Origin of the sequence: Clostridium sp. 2218st1_F5_2218SCRN_220325, assembly GCF_039062665.1 — a bacterium.
In the GTDB taxonomy this organism is placed as follows: domain Bacteria; phylum Bacillota; class Clostridia; order Peptostreptococcales; family Peptostreptococcaceae; genus Intestinibacter.
The window spans coordinates 1-14876 of sequence record NZ_JBCLNH010000031.1; the positions used below are offsets into that span (position 1 = coordinate 1).

The 14876-nt window shown below is 33.6% G+C and carries 13 protein-coding genes and 1 other annotated feature; all 13 genes read left to right on the forward strand.

The window, feature by feature from the left end; genetic code table 11:
* The first annotated feature begins 293 nt into the window (after positions 1 to 293).
* Positions 294 to 443: a 50S ribosomal protein L33 gene (rpmG, locus tag ABCM86_RS13575; protein WP_195930798.1), complete on the forward strand. Its 150-nt coding sequence runs from the start codon at positions 294 to 296 to the stop codon at positions 441 to 443.
* A 27-nt stretch (positions 444 to 470) separates the two neighbouring features.
* Positions 471 to 695, forward strand: coding sequence for a preprotein translocase subunit SecE (gene secE, locus ABCM86_RS13580; protein ID WP_195930797.1), 225 nt, complete (start codon positions 471 to 473; stop codon positions 693 to 695).
* 17 nt (positions 696 to 712) lie between these two features.
* Positions 713 to 1252 (forward strand): transcription termination/antitermination protein NusG, encoded by a 540-nt coding sequence (gene nusG, locus ABCM86_RS13585; protein ID WP_195930796.1) that lies wholly within the window; start codon positions 713 to 715, stop codon positions 1250 to 1252.
* 30 nt (positions 1253 to 1282) lie between these two features.
* Positions 1283 to 1708: a 50S ribosomal protein L11 gene (gene rplK / locus ABCM86_RS13590; RefSeq protein WP_195930795.1), complete on the forward strand. Its 426-nt coding sequence runs from the start codon at positions 1283 to 1285 to the stop codon at positions 1706 to 1708.
* Positions 1709 to 1787: 79 nt separating this feature from the next.
* A complete protein-coding gene (gene rplA, locus ABCM86_RS13595) occupies positions 1788 to 2486 on the forward strand; it encodes a 50S ribosomal protein L1 (RefSeq protein ID WP_195930794.1) in 699 nt (232 codons plus the stop codon).
* 50 nt (positions 2487 to 2536) lie between these two features.
* Positions 2537 to 2665 (forward strand) — a sequence feature (ribosomal protein L10 leader region).
* Positions 2666 to 2698: 33 nt separating this feature from the next.
* The gene (gene rplJ / locus ABCM86_RS13600) at positions 2699 to 3202 is read left to right on the forward strand and encodes a 50S ribosomal protein L10 (RefSeq protein ID WP_195930793.1); all 504 of its coding nucleotides are present in this window, start codon (positions 2699 to 2701) and stop codon (positions 3200 to 3202) included.
* A gap of 70 nt (positions 3203 to 3272) precedes the next feature.
* Complete coding sequence (rplL, locus tag ABCM86_RS13605) at positions 3273 to 3638, forward strand: 50S ribosomal protein L7/L12 (RefSeq protein WP_195930792.1); 366 nt, start codon at positions 3273 to 3275, stop codon at positions 3636 to 3638.
* Between the two features lie 365 nt (positions 3639 to 4003).
* Complete coding sequence (rpoB, locus tag ABCM86_RS13610; RefSeq protein WP_295734859.1) at positions 4004 to 7726, forward strand: DNA-directed RNA polymerase subunit beta; 3723 nt, start codon at positions 4004 to 4006, stop codon at positions 7724 to 7726.
* Between the two features lie 42 nt (positions 7727 to 7768).
* Complete coding sequence (gene rpoC, locus ABCM86_RS13615; protein ID WP_195930790.1) at positions 7769 to 11263, forward strand: DNA-directed RNA polymerase subunit beta'; 3495 nt, start codon at positions 7769 to 7771, stop codon at positions 11261 to 11263.
* A gap of 257 nt (positions 11264 to 11520) precedes the next feature.
* Positions 11521 to 11943, forward strand: coding sequence for a 30S ribosomal protein S12 (gene rpsL, locus ABCM86_RS13620; protein ID WP_007285281.1), 423 nt, complete (start codon positions 11521 to 11523; stop codon positions 11941 to 11943).
* A 132-nt stretch (positions 11944 to 12075) separates the two neighbouring features.
* Positions 12076 to 12546 carry a 30S ribosomal protein S7 gene (gene rpsG, locus ABCM86_RS13625; RefSeq protein ID WP_007285282.1) on the forward strand — a complete coding sequence of 157 codons (471 nt, stop codon included), beginning with the start codon at positions 12076 to 12078 and terminating at the stop codon, positions 12544 to 12546.
* Between the two features lie 66 nt (positions 12547 to 12612).
* Positions 12613 to 14679: an elongation factor G gene (gene fusA, locus ABCM86_RS13630; RefSeq protein ID WP_195930789.1), complete on the forward strand. Its 2067-nt coding sequence runs from the start codon at positions 12613 to 12615 to the stop codon at positions 14677 to 14679.
* 94 nt (positions 14680 to 14773) lie between these two features.
* The coding region (locus tag ABCM86_RS13635) for a GTP-binding protein (RefSeq protein ID WP_195930788.1) at positions 14774 to 14876 on the forward strand (103 nt) is incomplete at its 3' end.

The following is a 14876-nucleotide window of genomic DNA, read 5'->3' on the forward strand; positions in this document are numbered from 1 at the left end:
AAGATTCGCTATAAGAGAAGGTGGTAGAACAGTAGCATCTGGTGTTGTAGCATCTATAATAGAATAATCTATAATAGGATAATTAATTTTTCAGATATATAGAGAAAAGAGGGGTTTTTTGACTCCTCTTTTTTTAGTAAATAAACAAACAAAAACATTGACACAACTTTAAATTTGTGATAACTTATACAAAGTAATGGTTAAAGGAAGGTAATAGTATTTTGATAATTAATTTCAAAATATTATATAACAATATATATATATTATTGTATTAAAAGTTGGAGGTGTAGCAAATGAGAGTAAGAGTTACTTTAGCATGTTCTGAATGCAAACAAAGAAACTACAACACTACAAAAAACAAAAAAAATAACCCAGACAGAATAGAATTAAAAAAATATTGTAAATTCTGTAAAAAACATACTACTCATAAAGAAACAAAATAGTTATATTTTAAGGATGTGAGTAATATTATGAAAACTCAGGAAGTCAAAAAAAATGAATCTACTAAGAAAAGATTCAGTTTAGTTACTTATATTAAGGAAACTATAGCAGAATTAAAAAGAGTAACTTGGTCAACTAAGACAGAGTTACTAAAGAACACAGGTATAGTTTTAGCTACAATTATTTCGTTTACTATTTTAGTATGGGCCTTAGATACGCTTCTATCAGGAGCCTTAGCGCTAATAATAAAATAGAAAAAAGGAGAATGTAAATGTCGGAAATACAAGATGCAAAATGGTATGTAGTTCATACTTATTCAGGACATGAAAATAAAGTTAAAGCTACCATAGAAAATACAGTTAAAAACAGGGGAATGGAAGATTATATAAAACAAGTCATTGTCCCTACTGAAGATGTAATTGAAACTACAAAAACAGGAAAAGAAAAAGTAAGACAAAGAAAAATATACCCAAGTTACGTTCTTATCAACATGATAATAACTGACGAATCATGGTATATTGTAAGAAATACAAAAGGTGTTACGGGATTCGTAGGACCAGGATCTAAACCAGTTCCACTAAGTGAAGAAGAAGTTAAGTCTATGGGTATCGACTTAGATAAAATAGGCGAAAAACGTACTGAAATCGAAGTTGGTGAAGTAATCAACGTTCGTGACGGTTTATTCAAAGGACAAAGCGGAATTGTAAAAGAGATCGATCTTAAAAACGAGACAGTAAAAGTGTGCATGAATTCATCTACTGGTAATGAAGTATCATTAGAATTGGATTTAAAAAGCATAGAAACAATATAGTTGGAAGAAATTTGAGGAGGTGCGATCAATATGGCTAAAAAAGTTATAGGTCAAATAAAATTACAAATACCTGCAGGAAAGGCTACTCCAGCTCCACCAGTTGGTCCAGCATTAGGGCAACACGGAGTTAACATAATGGGATTCACTAAAGAATTCAATGCTAAAACTGCAGATCAAGCAGGAATGATAATACCAGTTGTTATAACTGTATACCAAGATAGATCATTCTCATTCATAACAAAAACTCCACCTGCTGCAGTATTACTTAAAAAAGCTGCTGGTTTAGATAGAGCTTCAGGTGAGCCAAATAAAAACAAAGTTGCAACATTAACTTCAGCTCAAATAAGAGAAATAGCTGAATTAAAAATGCCTGACTTAAATGCTGCATCAGTAGAAGCTGCAATGAGCATGGTAGCTGGTACTGCTAGAAGTATGGGTATCGTAGTAGAAGACTAATTTTAATTAGATTTTAATTAGACACTTCGTTAGAAGTGGGAGGCGAATGCCGACAATAACCACAAGGAGGATTTATAAAATGGCTAAAAAAAGCAAAAAATATGTAGAAGCATTAGGAAAAATAGATAGAAACAGATTATATGATTCTAAAGAAGCTTTAACTTTAGTAAGTGAAATAGCTACTGCTAAATTCGATGAAACTGTTGAAGCTCACGTTAAATTAGGTGTTGACTCAAGACACGCTGATCAACAAGTTAGAGGTGCAATAGTATTACCTCACGGAACTGGTAAAACTAAAAAAGTTTTAGTTTTCGCTAAAGGTGAAAAAGCTAAAGAAGCAGAAGCTGCAGGAGCAGATTTCGTAGGTGCTGAAGACTTAGTACAAAAAATACAAAAAGAAAACTGGTTCGATTTTGATGTAGTAGTTGCTACTCCAGACATGATGGGTGTAGTAGGTAGATTAGGTAGAGTATTAGGACCAAAAGGTTTAATGCCAAACCCAAAATCAGGAACAGTTACATTCGACGTTACTAAAGCTGTTGAAGAAATAAAAGCTGGTAAAGTTGAATACAGATTAGACAAAAACAACATAATCCACGTTGCTATAGGTAAAGTATCTTTCGGTGGAGAAAAATTAGCTGAAAACTTCAACGTTTTAATGAACGCTATAATAAAAGCTAAACCATCTGCTGCTAAAGGTCAATACTTAAGAAGTGTAACAGTTACTTCAACTATGGGACCTGGAGTAAAAATAAATCCTGCAAGAGTATCTGAATAATATTTATTGACATAGTCAAACACAAATGTTATAATATCTCTTGTTGATGTTAAAAACGAATAGATTTGCCGTAGACAGTAGGTGCGAGAGCTTAATTTCCTGCCGAGGTTTTAGATAAATGAAACTAGAGCTTTTATGTCTACCATTGTGTTAGAAATAAAAGCTTTTTTAATTGTACGGTGAATATACTTTTGCGAAGGAGGTGCACACTGATGAGAGAAGCTATACAAATGAAATCACAAGTTGTTGCTGAAATAGTTGAAAAACTACAAAAATCATCTTCTACAATAGTTGTTGACTACAAAGGTTTAACTGTTGAAGAAGTTACAGAGTTAAGAAAGAAAATGAGAGAAGCTGGTGTTGAATACAAAGTTTATAAAAACACTTTAGTAAGAAGAGCTGCTAAAGAAGTTGGAATAGCTGAATTCAACGATGAGTTATTAGTTGGAACTAATGCTATAGCATTCGGTTATGACGATCCAATAGCTCCAGCTAGAGTTATAAAAGAATTTATGGATGCTCATCCAAAAATGCAATTAAAAATGGGTGTAGTAGAAGGAACATTCTACAACGAAGCTCAAATAGTTGAGTTCGCAAATATACCACCAAGAGAAGTTCTTCTTGCAAAATTACTTGGAAGCTTAAAAGCTCCAATGTCAAACTTCGTATATTTACTAGATGCTCTAGTGAAAAAACAAGAAGGTCAAGAAGCTTAATTGTCAGTTAAATTTAGAAAATAAGATTATAAATAATAAAAATTAGTGAAAAAATTCGGAGGTGCTAAAAATGACAATAGAACAAATATTAGAAGCTATAGAACAAATGAAAGTTACAGAATTAAATGAATTAGTAAAAGCTGCTGAAGAAAAATTCGGTGTATCTGCTTCTGCTCCAGTAATGGTTGCTGGTGCTGCTGGTGGAGCTGCTGCTGCTGAAGAAAAAACTGAATTCGATGTAATATTAGCAGGTGCTGGTTCATCAAAAGTTGGAGTTATAAAAGCAGTTAGAGAAGTAACTGGTTTAGGATTAAAAGATGCTAAAGATTTAGTAGACAACGCTCCTAAAACTCTTAAAGAAGGAGCTTCTAAAGAAGAAGCTGAACAAATAAAAGAAAAATTAGAAGCTGCTGGTGCATCAGTAGAACTTAAATAATTTTTTTAAGAAAAAGGTGTCTCGGTAGGACACCTTTTTTGAATTTATTAATAAATTTAAGAAATAAAGTTGAGAATAGAGAATATAAGGCAACCTCGTTTTGTATTCTCTATTCTCAACTTTATAAAAAAATTACGAAAAAATGGAATTAATACATAAAATTATGTGCATACTAAATAGAGTAAGGTTTTTATGCATATTTGTTTATTTTAATTTCAATATATATAGTATATAAATTTGAAGATATATAAATTTTAAATTATATACTATGTAATATTGAAAAAAAATAAGAAATGTGCTAAAATTACTAGATGCGTTTAGTATGACAATGGTTTTATTTTTAATTATTGAGAGGTGAAAAGTGAATGCCATATCCTGTCACGATAGGTAAGAGAAAGAGAATGAGCTTTTCTAAAATAAAGGAAATAGCTGATTTACCAAATCTTATAGAAATACAAGTAGATTCTTATAAGTGGTTTTTAGAAGAAGGTTTAAAAGAAGTTTTTAATGATATTTCTCCAATTGAGGATTATACAGGTAATTTAATATTAGAGTTCGTAGATTACTCTCTAGATGATAAGCCTAAATATGACATTGAAGAATGTAAAGAAAGAGATGCTACATATTGTGCGCCTCTAAAAGTAAAAGTAAGACTTATTAATAAAGAAACTGGAGAAATAAAAGAACAAGAAGTATTTATGGGAGACTTCCCGCTAATGACAGAGAGAGGGACTTTCGTAATAAACGGAGCGGAAAGAGTTATCGTAAGTCAATTAGTTAGATCACCTGGTGTATATTATGCTCTAGAAAGAGATAAAACTGGTAAAAAACTAATATCTTCTACTGTTATACCTAATAGAGGTGCTTGGTTAGAATATGAAACTGATTCTAACGACGTTATTTCTGTTAGAGTGGATAGAACAAGAAAACAACCAGTTACAGTATTATTAAGAGCTTTAGGAATAGGAACAAATGCTGAAATAATAGAACTTTTAGGTGAAGATGAAAGACTAATGGCAACATTAGAAAAAGACAACACTACAAATGTTGAGGAAGGTTTAGTTGAAATTTATAAAAAATTAAGACCAGGCGAACCACCAACAGTTGAAAGTGCATCTTCATTAATCAATGCATTGTTCTTTGATGCAAAAAGATACGATTTAGCAAAAGTAGGTAGATATAAATTCAATAAAAAACTTGCTTTAGCTTATAGAATAATGAATAGAGTAGCTTATGACGATATAATCAACCCAGAAACTGGAGAAGTTTTCGTAAAAGCTGATGAAAAAATAAGTTATGATGATGCTTGGAAGATACAAAATTCAGGTATTAACACAGTTACTATAAAAACTGACGAAGATAAAAAAGTCAAAGTAATAGGAAATAACTTTGTTGATATAAAAGCACATATAGATTTTGATATAGATGATTTAAATATAAAAGAAAAAGTTCACTATCCAACATTAAAAGAAATTTTAGATGAATATAGTGATGAAGAAGAAATAAAAGAAAGCATTAAAATAAGAAGAAAAGAATTAATTCCTAAACATATATTATTAGACGACATAATTGCGTCTATAAGTTATGAATTCAACCTATTCTTCGGTATAGGAAACATAGATGATATAGATCATTTAGGTAACAGAAGAATAAGATCAGTTGGGGAATTATTACAAAACCAAGTTAGAATTGGTCTTTCAAGAATGGAAAGAGTTATAAGAGAAAGAATGACTGTTCAAGACATGGAAGCTATAACTCCACAAGCATTAGTGAACATAAGACCAGTTTCAGCAGCTATCAAAGAATTCTTTGGTAGTTCACAGTTATCTCAGTTCATGGACCAAACTAACCCATTATCTGAGTTAACACATAAAAGAAGATTATCAGCATTAGGACCAGGAGGTCTTTCAAGAGAAAGAGCTGGATTCGAAGTGCGTGACGTTCATCATTCTCACTACGGTAGAATGTGTCCGATAGAGACTCCAGAGGGACCAAATATCGGTCTTATAAACTCACTGAGTACTTATGCTAAAATAAATGAGTATGGATTCATCGAATCTCCTTACAGAAAATATGATAAAGAAACAGGAAAAATGACAGATGAGATACATTATCTTACTGCAGATGAAGAAGATTTATTCATAAGAGTGCAAGCAAATGAACCATTAAATGAAGATGGTAGCTTCATAAACTCAAAGGTTGTATGTAGAACTGTAAATGGTACAGTTGAACTTGTTCCAACTGAAAGAGTTGACTTCATGGATATATCTCCTAAACAAGTTGTATCTATAGCAACTGCTATGATACCATTCCTTGAAAATGACGATGCCAATAGAGCCCTAATGGGAGCCAACATGCAACGTCAAGCAGTGCCTCTAATGAGAAGAGAAGCACCAATCATAGGTACAGGAGTTGAGTACAGAGCTGCAAAAGACTCTGGTGCTGTTGTTGTTGCTAAAAACAGTGGTATAGCTGAAAGAGTAACAGCTGATGAAATAGTAATCAAAAGAGAAGACGGAAATAGAGATAGATATAAATTACTTAAATTCAAGCGTTCAAACCACGGTACTTGTATAAACCAAACACCTATCATAAACAAAGGTGAAGAGGTTAAAGTAGGTGATGTTATAGCCGATGGTCCAGCTACAGATTTAGGTGAAATAGCATTAGGTAGAAACTGCTTAATCGCGTTTATGACTTGGGAAGGTTATAACTACGAGGATGCCGTTTTAATTAATGAAAGACTTGTAAAAGAAGATAGATTATCAACTATTCATATAGAAGAATATGAATGTGAAGCTAGAGATACAAAACTAGGACCAGAAGAAATAACTAAAGATATACCAAACGTTGGTGAAAGTGCAATCAAAAACTTAGACGACAGAGGTATAATCAGAATAGGTGCTGAAGTAGATTCAGGAGATATATTAGTTGGTAAAGTAACTCCAAAAGGAGAAACTGAACTTACTGCTGAAGAAAGATTACTTCGTGCAATCTTCGGTGAAAAAGCTAGAGAAGTTAGAGATACATCTCTAAAAGTACCTCATGGTGAATCAGGTATAATAGTTGACGTTAAAGTCTTTACAAGAGAAAATGGTGATGATTTATCACCAGGTGTAAACGAATTAGTTAGATGTTATATAGCTAAGAAGAGAAAAATAAAAGTCGGAGATAAAATGGCCGGACGTCATGGTAACAAAGGGGTTATCTCAAGAGTATTACCAGAAGAAGACATGCCATTTATGGAAGACGGAACACCTATGGATATAGTTCTGAATCCACAAGGTATACCATCTCGTATGAATATCGGTCAGGTACTTGAAATGCACTTAGGACTTGCTGCTAAGAAATTAGGATGGCATGTTGCTACATCAGTATTTGATGGTGCAAAAGAAACTGATATAATGGATGCTTTAGAAGAAGCAGGTTACCCAAGAGACGGTAAATTAACATTATATGATGGTAGAACAGGTGACACATTTGATAACAGAATAACAGTAGGATACATGTACTACTTAAAACTACATCACTTAGTTGATGAAAAATTACATGCAAGAAGTACAGGACCATACTCACTAGTAACTCAACAACCACTTGGTGGTAAGGCACAATTCGGTGGACAAAGATTCGGTGAGATGGAGGTTTGGGCTCTAGAAGCATACGGAGCTGCACACATACTTCAAGAAATACTTACTGTTAAATCAGACGACGTAGTAGGTCGTGTAAGAACTTATGAAGCAATAGTTAAAGGTGAAAACATTCCTGAACCAGGAATACCTGAATCATTCAAAGTTCTTATAAAAGAACTTCAAAGTTTATGTCTTGATGTTAAAGTTCTTAGTGAAGAAGACGAAGAACTAGAAGTTAGAGAATCAACTGATTTAGATGATGAAGTTGATGGAAACTTCGAATTAAGTCTAGTTAGCGATGAAAGAGAAGTTGAGGAATCTCACGTTATAGAAGATCTTGATGATGCTGACGAAGATTTAGTAGAAGATATGGATTATGATGTTGAAGAAGTAGACGATAATTTAAATTTTGATTTCAGTGGCTTTGGCGATGAAGACAACAGTGATTTTGAAATATAGTTTTATAATAAAATAAATATCAAATAGAAGGGAGAGAACTCCTTGTTTGAATTAAACAATTTCGAGTCGATAAAAATAGGTTTAGCCTCTCCAGAACGTATAAGAGAATGGTCTAGAGGAGAAGTTAAAAAACCAGAAACAATTAATTACCGTACTTTAAAACCAGAAAAAGACGGTCTATTCTGTGAAAGAATATTTGGACCACAAAAAGACTGGGAATGTCATTGTGGAAAATATAGAAGAGTTAGATACAAAGGTGTAGTTTGTGATAGATGTGGCGTAGAAGTTACAAAATCTAAAGTAAGAAGAGAAAGAATGGGACATATAGAGCTTGCAGCTCCTATGTCTCATATCTGGTACTTCAAAGGGATCCCAAGTAGAATGGGTCTATTATTAGACATGTCTCCAAGATCTCTTGAAAAAATACTATACTTTGCTTCATATGTAGTTATAGATCCAGGCGAAACTGGACTAAACGAAAAACAATTATTAACTGAAAAAGAATTTAGAAGTAATTACGAAAAATACGGAAATACTTTTGAAGTTGGTATGGGTGCTGAAGCAGTTAAAAAATTATTAATGAAAATTGACCTTGAACAAGAAAGTAAATTATTAAGAGATGATTTAAAAGACAGTACAGGTCAAAAAAGAGTTAGAACAATAAGAAGATTAGAAGTAGTAGAAGCATTCAAAAAATCAGGAAATAAACCTGAATGGATGATTCTTGAAGCTATTCCAGTAATCCCACCAGATTTAAGACCAATGGTTCAATTAGATGGTGGTAGATTCGCTACTTCTGACTTAAATGACTTATATAGAAGAGTTATAAACAGAAATAACAGATTAAAAAGATTATTAGAGCTTGGAGCTCCTGACATCATCGTTAGAAATGAAAAAAGAATGCTTCAAGAAGCAGTAGATGCTCTAATAGACAATGGTAGAAGAGGTAGACCAGTTACTGGACCAGGAAATAGACCATTAAAATCTTTATCAGACATGCTTAAAGGTAAACAAGGTCGTTTCCGTCAAAACTTACTTGGTAAACGTGTTGACTACTCAGGACGTTCAGTTATAGTTGTTGGACCAGATCTTAAATTCTACCAATGTGGTATTCCAAGAAAAATGGCTCTTGAATTATTCAAACCATTCGTAATGGATAAATTAGTTAAAGAAGGTTATGCACATAATATAAAAAGTGCTAAATCATTAGTAGAAAAAGTAAAACCAGAAGTATGGGATGTTCTTGAAGAAGTAATTAAGAGCCATCCAGTTTTACTTAACCGTGCCCCTACTCTTCATAGATTAGGTATACAAGCATTTGAACCAGTTTTAGTTGAAGGTAAAGCTATAAGATTACATCCACTAGCTTGTACAGCATACAATGCCGACTTCGACGGTGACCAAATGGCGGTACACGTACCTTTATCAGTAGAAGCACAAGCAGAAGCAAGATTCTTAATGCTTTCTGTAAATAATATACTTGCTCCAAAAGATGGTTCTCCAATAACTACTCCATCTCAAGATATGGTTCTAGGATGTTACTACTTAACAATAGAATCTCAAGGAGGAGAAAAAGGAACTGGAACAGTATTCAAAGACTTCAACGAATTAATGATGGCTTACCAAACTAAAGCCGTTGAATTACACTCAACAGTAAAAATGAGAATTGTTTTAGAAGATGGTAGAGTTGGAATAACAGAAAGTACTGTAGGTAGATTCATATTCAATGAAAATATACCTCAAGACTTAGGATTCGTAAACAGAGAAGAAGATCCATTCGGATTAGAAATAGATTACTTAGTTGATAAAAAAGCTTTAGGTAAGATAATAGATAAATGTTTCAGAAGACATGGAAACACTATAACTGCTGAAGTTTTAGACCATATTAAATCACTAGGATTTAAATATTCAACTATAGGTGGTATAACAGTTGCAGTTGCTGATATGAAAATACCTGCAACAAAACAAGCATTAATCAAAGATGCTGAAGTACAAGTTGAAAAATACGAAAAAGTATTCAGAAGAGGTTTAATCTCTGACGAAGAAAGATACGAAAAAGTTATAGATACTTGGACTAAAACAACTGAAAAAGTTACAGACGAGCTAATGAATGGTCTTGAAAGAATGAACAACATTTACATCATGGCACATTCAGGAGCCAGAGGTTCTAAGAACCAGATAAGACAGTTAGCTGGTATGCGTGGTCTGATGGCCAATGCATCTGGTAAAACAGTTGAAATCCCAGTTAAATCTAACTTCCGTGAAGGGTTATCAGTAATGGAATACTTCACGTCTTCACACGGTGCCAGAAAAGGGTTAGCCGATACAGCGCTACGTACAGCCGATTCAGGTTACTTAACAAGAAGACTTGTTGACGTCAGTCAAGATGTTATAGTTAGAGATTATGACTGTGGTACTAAAGAAACAACAGAAATCTTTGCTATAAAAGATGGAAATGAAGCAATAGAAGATTTATATGATAGAATAGTAGGAAGATACACTAGAGATGCTATACTTCACCCAGAAACTGGAGAAGTATTAGTAGAAGCAGACACAATGATACAAGAAGACGATGCTGAAGCTATAATAAATGCAGGTATCGAAAAAGTTAACATAAGAACTGTTCTTAACTGTAAAACTCATCATGGTGTTTGTTCTAAGTGTTACGGTAGAAACTTAGCTACTGGTAAAGAAGTTAATATCGGTGAAGCTGTTGGTATAATCGCAGCTCAATCAATCGGTGAACCTGGTACTCAGCTTACAATGCGTACATTCCATACAGGTGGGGTTGCCGGAGGAGATATAACTCAAGGTCTTCCAAGGGTTGAAGAGCTTTTCGAAGCTAGAAAACCAAAAGGTTTAGCTATAATATCTGAAATAACTGGTAGAGTTGAAATAGACGAAACTGGTAAGAGAAAAGAAGTTATAGTAGTACCTAAAGAAGGTGAAAGAGAAGTTTACCAAATACCATATGGATCAAGAGTCAGAGTAAAACAAGGTCAACTTGTTGAAGCTGGTGATCCACTTACTCAAGGTTCTATAAATCCACACGATATAGTTAGAGTTAAAGGTATCGGCGGAGTTCAAGAATACATCGTTAAAGAAGTTCAAAGAGTGTATAGACTTCAAGGGGTTGATATCAACGATAAACATATAGAAGTAATTGTTAGACAAATGCTATCTAAAGTTAAAGTTGAAGATCCAGGAGATACAGATTTATTACCAGGTGGTTATGAAGATGTATTAACATTCCAAGAATGTAACGAAGAAGCTGAATCTCAAGGATTAAGACCAGCTGTTGCTAAGAGAGTTTTACTTGGTATAACTAAAGCATCTCTTGCTACAGATTCATTCCTATCAGCAGCATCATTCCAAGAAACTACAAGAGTTTTAACAGAAGCTGCTATAAAAGGTAAAGAAGACCACCTAATAGGACTTAAAGAAAATGTTATATTAGGTAAATTAATACCAGCAGGAACAGGAATGAAAAAATACAGAAACATAGCAGTTGAAAAAATAGAAGAAGAATCTTTATAAGAATTGTTATATAAACATTCTTGACATGTACTGTATGTGATGTTAAAATGTAAAAGTGCGAATTTAAAAGTTTACTCTAAATTACTGTTTAGGGTAAACTTTTAAGTGAGCTTTAATATAATTAAAGAACTATTAAGTACCAAACTATTAAATGTTTGTGTATGTAACGAACATTTAACTACGGAAATCGGTAGGAATATCCGATTTAGTTGGCGATCATTAAAAGATCGAAATTTTAGAAGAGGGAGGTGCCGATGATGCCAACAATTAACCAATTAGTTCGTAAGAGTAGAAAAGACTTATTAAAAAAATCTACTGCTCCAGCATTACAAAAGAGTTACAACTCTTTAAACAAAAAAACAACTGATGCAAGTTCACCACAAAAAAGAGGAGTTTGTACTTCAGTAAAAACAGTTACTCCTAAAAAACCTAACTCAGCTTTAAGAAAAGTTGCCAGAGTTAAGTTAACAAACGGAATAGAAGTTTCTGCTTATATACCAGGAGAAGGACACAACTTACAAGAGCATAGTGTTGTTCTTATAAGAGGAGGAAGAGTTAAAGACCTTCCAGGGGTTAGATACCATATATTAAGAGGTACATTAGATACTGCAGGTGTTGATAAGAGAATGCAAGCAAGATCTAAATATGGTGCTAAAAAACCTAAAGCTGCTAAAAAATAGATAATAGAGTTTACTAAATTGAAATATTATAGTGCGGTGCTTTAAATATATATATATTTATGGCATACGGCATTGTGATAATATGTCGAGTACCTATGATTTAAGATAAAAATAATTAAGGAGGGAAGCAAAATGCCAAGAAAAGGTAATGTTCCAAAAAGAGACGTATTACCAGATCCAGTATACGGAAGTAAGGTAGTTACAAAATTAATAAATAACTTAATGATAGACGGAAAAAAAGGAAAAGCACAAAAAATAGTTTATGATGCTTTTGATATAATAGCTGAAAAAACTGGAGAAGAAGCTTTAGAAGTATTCAACAAAGCTATGGATAACATAATGCCAGTTTTAGAAGTAAAAGCTAGAAGAGTTGGTGGAGCTAACTACCAAGTTCCAATAGAAGTTAGACCAGACAGAAGACAAACTTTAGGTCTTAGATGGTTAGTAACATACACAAGAGCTCGTGGGGAAAAAGGTATGGTAGAAAAACTTGCGAGAGAAATAATGGATGCTGCAAACAATACAGGAGCATCAGTTAAGAAAAGAGAAGATACTCATAAAATGGCTGAAGCAAATAAAGCATTTGCTCACTACAGATTCTAATTTGATTCTAATATAAGAATTCAACTAGGATTTACGAAATATTAGAGATATCTAAGGAGGATAACCATGGCTAGAAATTTTCCTTTGGAAAGAACTAGAAATATAGGAATCATGGCTCATATAGATGCAGGGAAAACTACAACTACTGAAAGAATCCTGTTCTACACTGGGCGTACACATAAAATAGGAGAAACTCACGAAGGAGCTTCTCAAATGGACTGGATGGAGCAAGAAAAAGAAAGAGGTATAACAATAACTTCTGCTGCTACAACTACTACTTGGAAAGATCATAGAATAAACATAATAGATACTCCAGGACACGTAGACTTCACAGTTGAGGTTGAAAGATCTCTTAGAGTTCTTGACGGTTCAGTTGCTGTTTTCTGTGCTAAAGGTGGGGTTGAACCTCAATCTGAAAACGTATGGAGACAAGCTGAAACTTACAAAGTTCCAAGAATAGCATTCGTTAACAAAATGGATATACTTGGTGCTAACTTCTACAACGTTGTAGAAATGATGAAAGACAGACTAGGTTCTAATGCTGTACCTGTACAATTACCAATAGGTAAAGAAGATACATTCCAAGGTATAATAGACTTAGTTAAAATGGACGCTATAATATACGAAGATGATCTTGGTACTGTTATGGACGAAACTGAAATCCCTGCAGATATGAAAGAAATAGCTGCTGAGTGGAGAGAAAAATTAGTTGAAGCAGTTGCTGAAACTGATGAAGAATTAATGATGAAATATCTTGAAGGTGAAGAATTCACTGAAGAAGAAATAAAAGCTGCTATAAGAAAAGCTACTATAGCATGTGAAATGAACCCAGTATTCTGTGGTACTGCTTACAGAAACAAAGGTGTTCAACCAGTTATAGATGCTGTTATAGACTACTTACCAGCTCCAACTGATATACCTGCTATAAAAGGTGTATTACCAGATGGAACTGAAGCTGAAAGACATGCTTCTGATGAAGAACCATTCTCAGCATTAGCATTCAAAATAATGACTGACCCATTCGTTGGTAAATTAGCATTCTTCAGAGTTTACTCTGGTACTTTAGAATCTGGTTCTTACGTATTAAATGCTACTAAGAACAAGAGAGAAAGAATAGGACGTATCCTACAAATGCATGCTAATACAAGACAAGAAATAACTGAAGTTTATGCAGGAGATATAGCTGCTGCAGTAGGTTTAAAAGATACTACAACTGGAGATACTTTATGTGATCCAAACAATGCTATCATACTTGAATCTATGGAATTCCCTGAACCAGTTATAGACGTAGCTATAGAGCCAAAATCTAAAGCTGCTCAAGAAAAAATGGGTACTGCTCTTCAAAAATTAGCTGAAGAGGATCCAACTTTCAGAGTTAGAACTGACGAAGAAACTGGACAAACTATAATCGGTGGTATGGGTGAGTTACACTTAGAAATCATCGTTGATAGATTATTAAGAGAATTCAAAGTTGAAGCAAATGTTGGTGCTCCACAAGTTGCTTACAGAGAAACAATAACTAAACCAGTTGATGTTGAGTACAAATACTCTAAACAATCAGGTGGTAGAGGACAATACGGACACGTTAAACTTAGAGTTACTCCACAAGAGCCAGGTGCTGGATACGTATTCGAAAACAAAACTGTTGGTGGATCTGTTCCTAAAGAATATGTTGGACCAACTGATATGGGTATCCAAGGTGCTATGCAAGCCGGTGTTGTTGCAGGTTATCCTGTAGTTGACGTTGCTGTTGAATTATACGATGGTTCTTACCATGAAGTCGATTCATCAGAAATGGCATTCAAAATGGCTGGTTCAATGGCTATGAAGGAAGCTTTAAAGAAAGGTGATTCAGTATTACTTGAACCATACTTCAAAGTTGAAGTTGTTACTCCAGAAGAATACATGGGAGATGTTATGGGTGGAATAAACTCTAAGAGAGGTTTAATCCAAGGTATGGAAGCTAGAGCAGGTGCACAAGTTATAAATGCATTCGTTCCACTTTCAGAAATGTTCGGTTACTCAACTGAATTAAGATCTACTACTCAAGGTAGAGCTACTTACACTATGATATTCGACCACTACGAACAAGTTCCAGCTGGTGTAGCTAAAAAAATAGCTGAAGGTAGATAATATCTATTTAAATAAAAAATAAATAAAAGACGAGGATTCGTCCTCGTCTTATAAAAAATATATAAACAAAATAATTACTTAGGAGGATTTCAAAATGGCAAAGGCTAAATTCGAAAGAAATAAACCACATGTTAATATAGGAACTATCGGACACGTTGACCACGGTAAAACTACATTAACAGCTGCAATAACAAAAA

Excerpts from the sequence above, each read along its gene's own strand:
- rplA (WP_195930794.1), top strand. The coding sequence starts at position 1,788 with ATGGCTAAAAAAAGCAAAAAATATGTAGAAGCATTAGGAAAAATAGAT.
- rplL (WP_195930792.1), top strand. The coding sequence starts at position 3,273 with ATGACAATAGAACAAATATTAGAAGCTATAGAACAAATGAAAGTTACA.
- rpsG (WP_007285282.1), top strand. The coding sequence starts at position 12,076 with ATGCCAAGAAAAGGTAATGTTCCAAAAAGAGACGTATTACCAGATCCA.
- rpmG (WP_195930798.1), top strand. The coding sequence starts at position 294 with ATGAGAGTAAGAGTTACTTTAGCATGTTCTGAATGCAAACAAAGAAAC.
- rplJ (WP_195930793.1), top strand. The coding sequence starts at position 2,699 with ATGAGAGAAGCTATACAAATGAAATCACAAGTTGTTGCTGAAATAGTT.
- fusA (WP_195930789.1), top strand. The coding sequence starts at position 12,613 with ATGGCTAGAAATTTTCCTTTGGAAAGAACTAGAAATATAGGAATCATG.
- secE (WP_195930797.1), top strand. The coding sequence starts at position 471 with ATGAAAACTCAGGAAGTCAAAAAAAATGAATCTACTAAGAAAAGATTC.
- rplK (WP_195930795.1), top strand. The coding sequence starts at position 1,283 with ATGGCTAAAAAAGTTATAGGTCAAATAAAATTACAAATACCTGCAGGA.
- nusG (WP_195930796.1), top strand. The coding sequence starts at position 713 with ATGTCGGAAATACAAGATGCAAAATGGTATGTAGTTCATACTTATTCA.
- rpoB (WP_295734859.1), top strand. The coding sequence starts at position 4,004 with ATGCCATATCCTGTCACGATAGGTAAGAGAAAGAGAATGAGCTTTTCT.
- rpsL (WP_007285281.1), top strand. The coding sequence starts at position 11,521 with ATGCCAACAATTAACCAATTAGTTCGTAAGAGTAGAAAAGACTTATTA.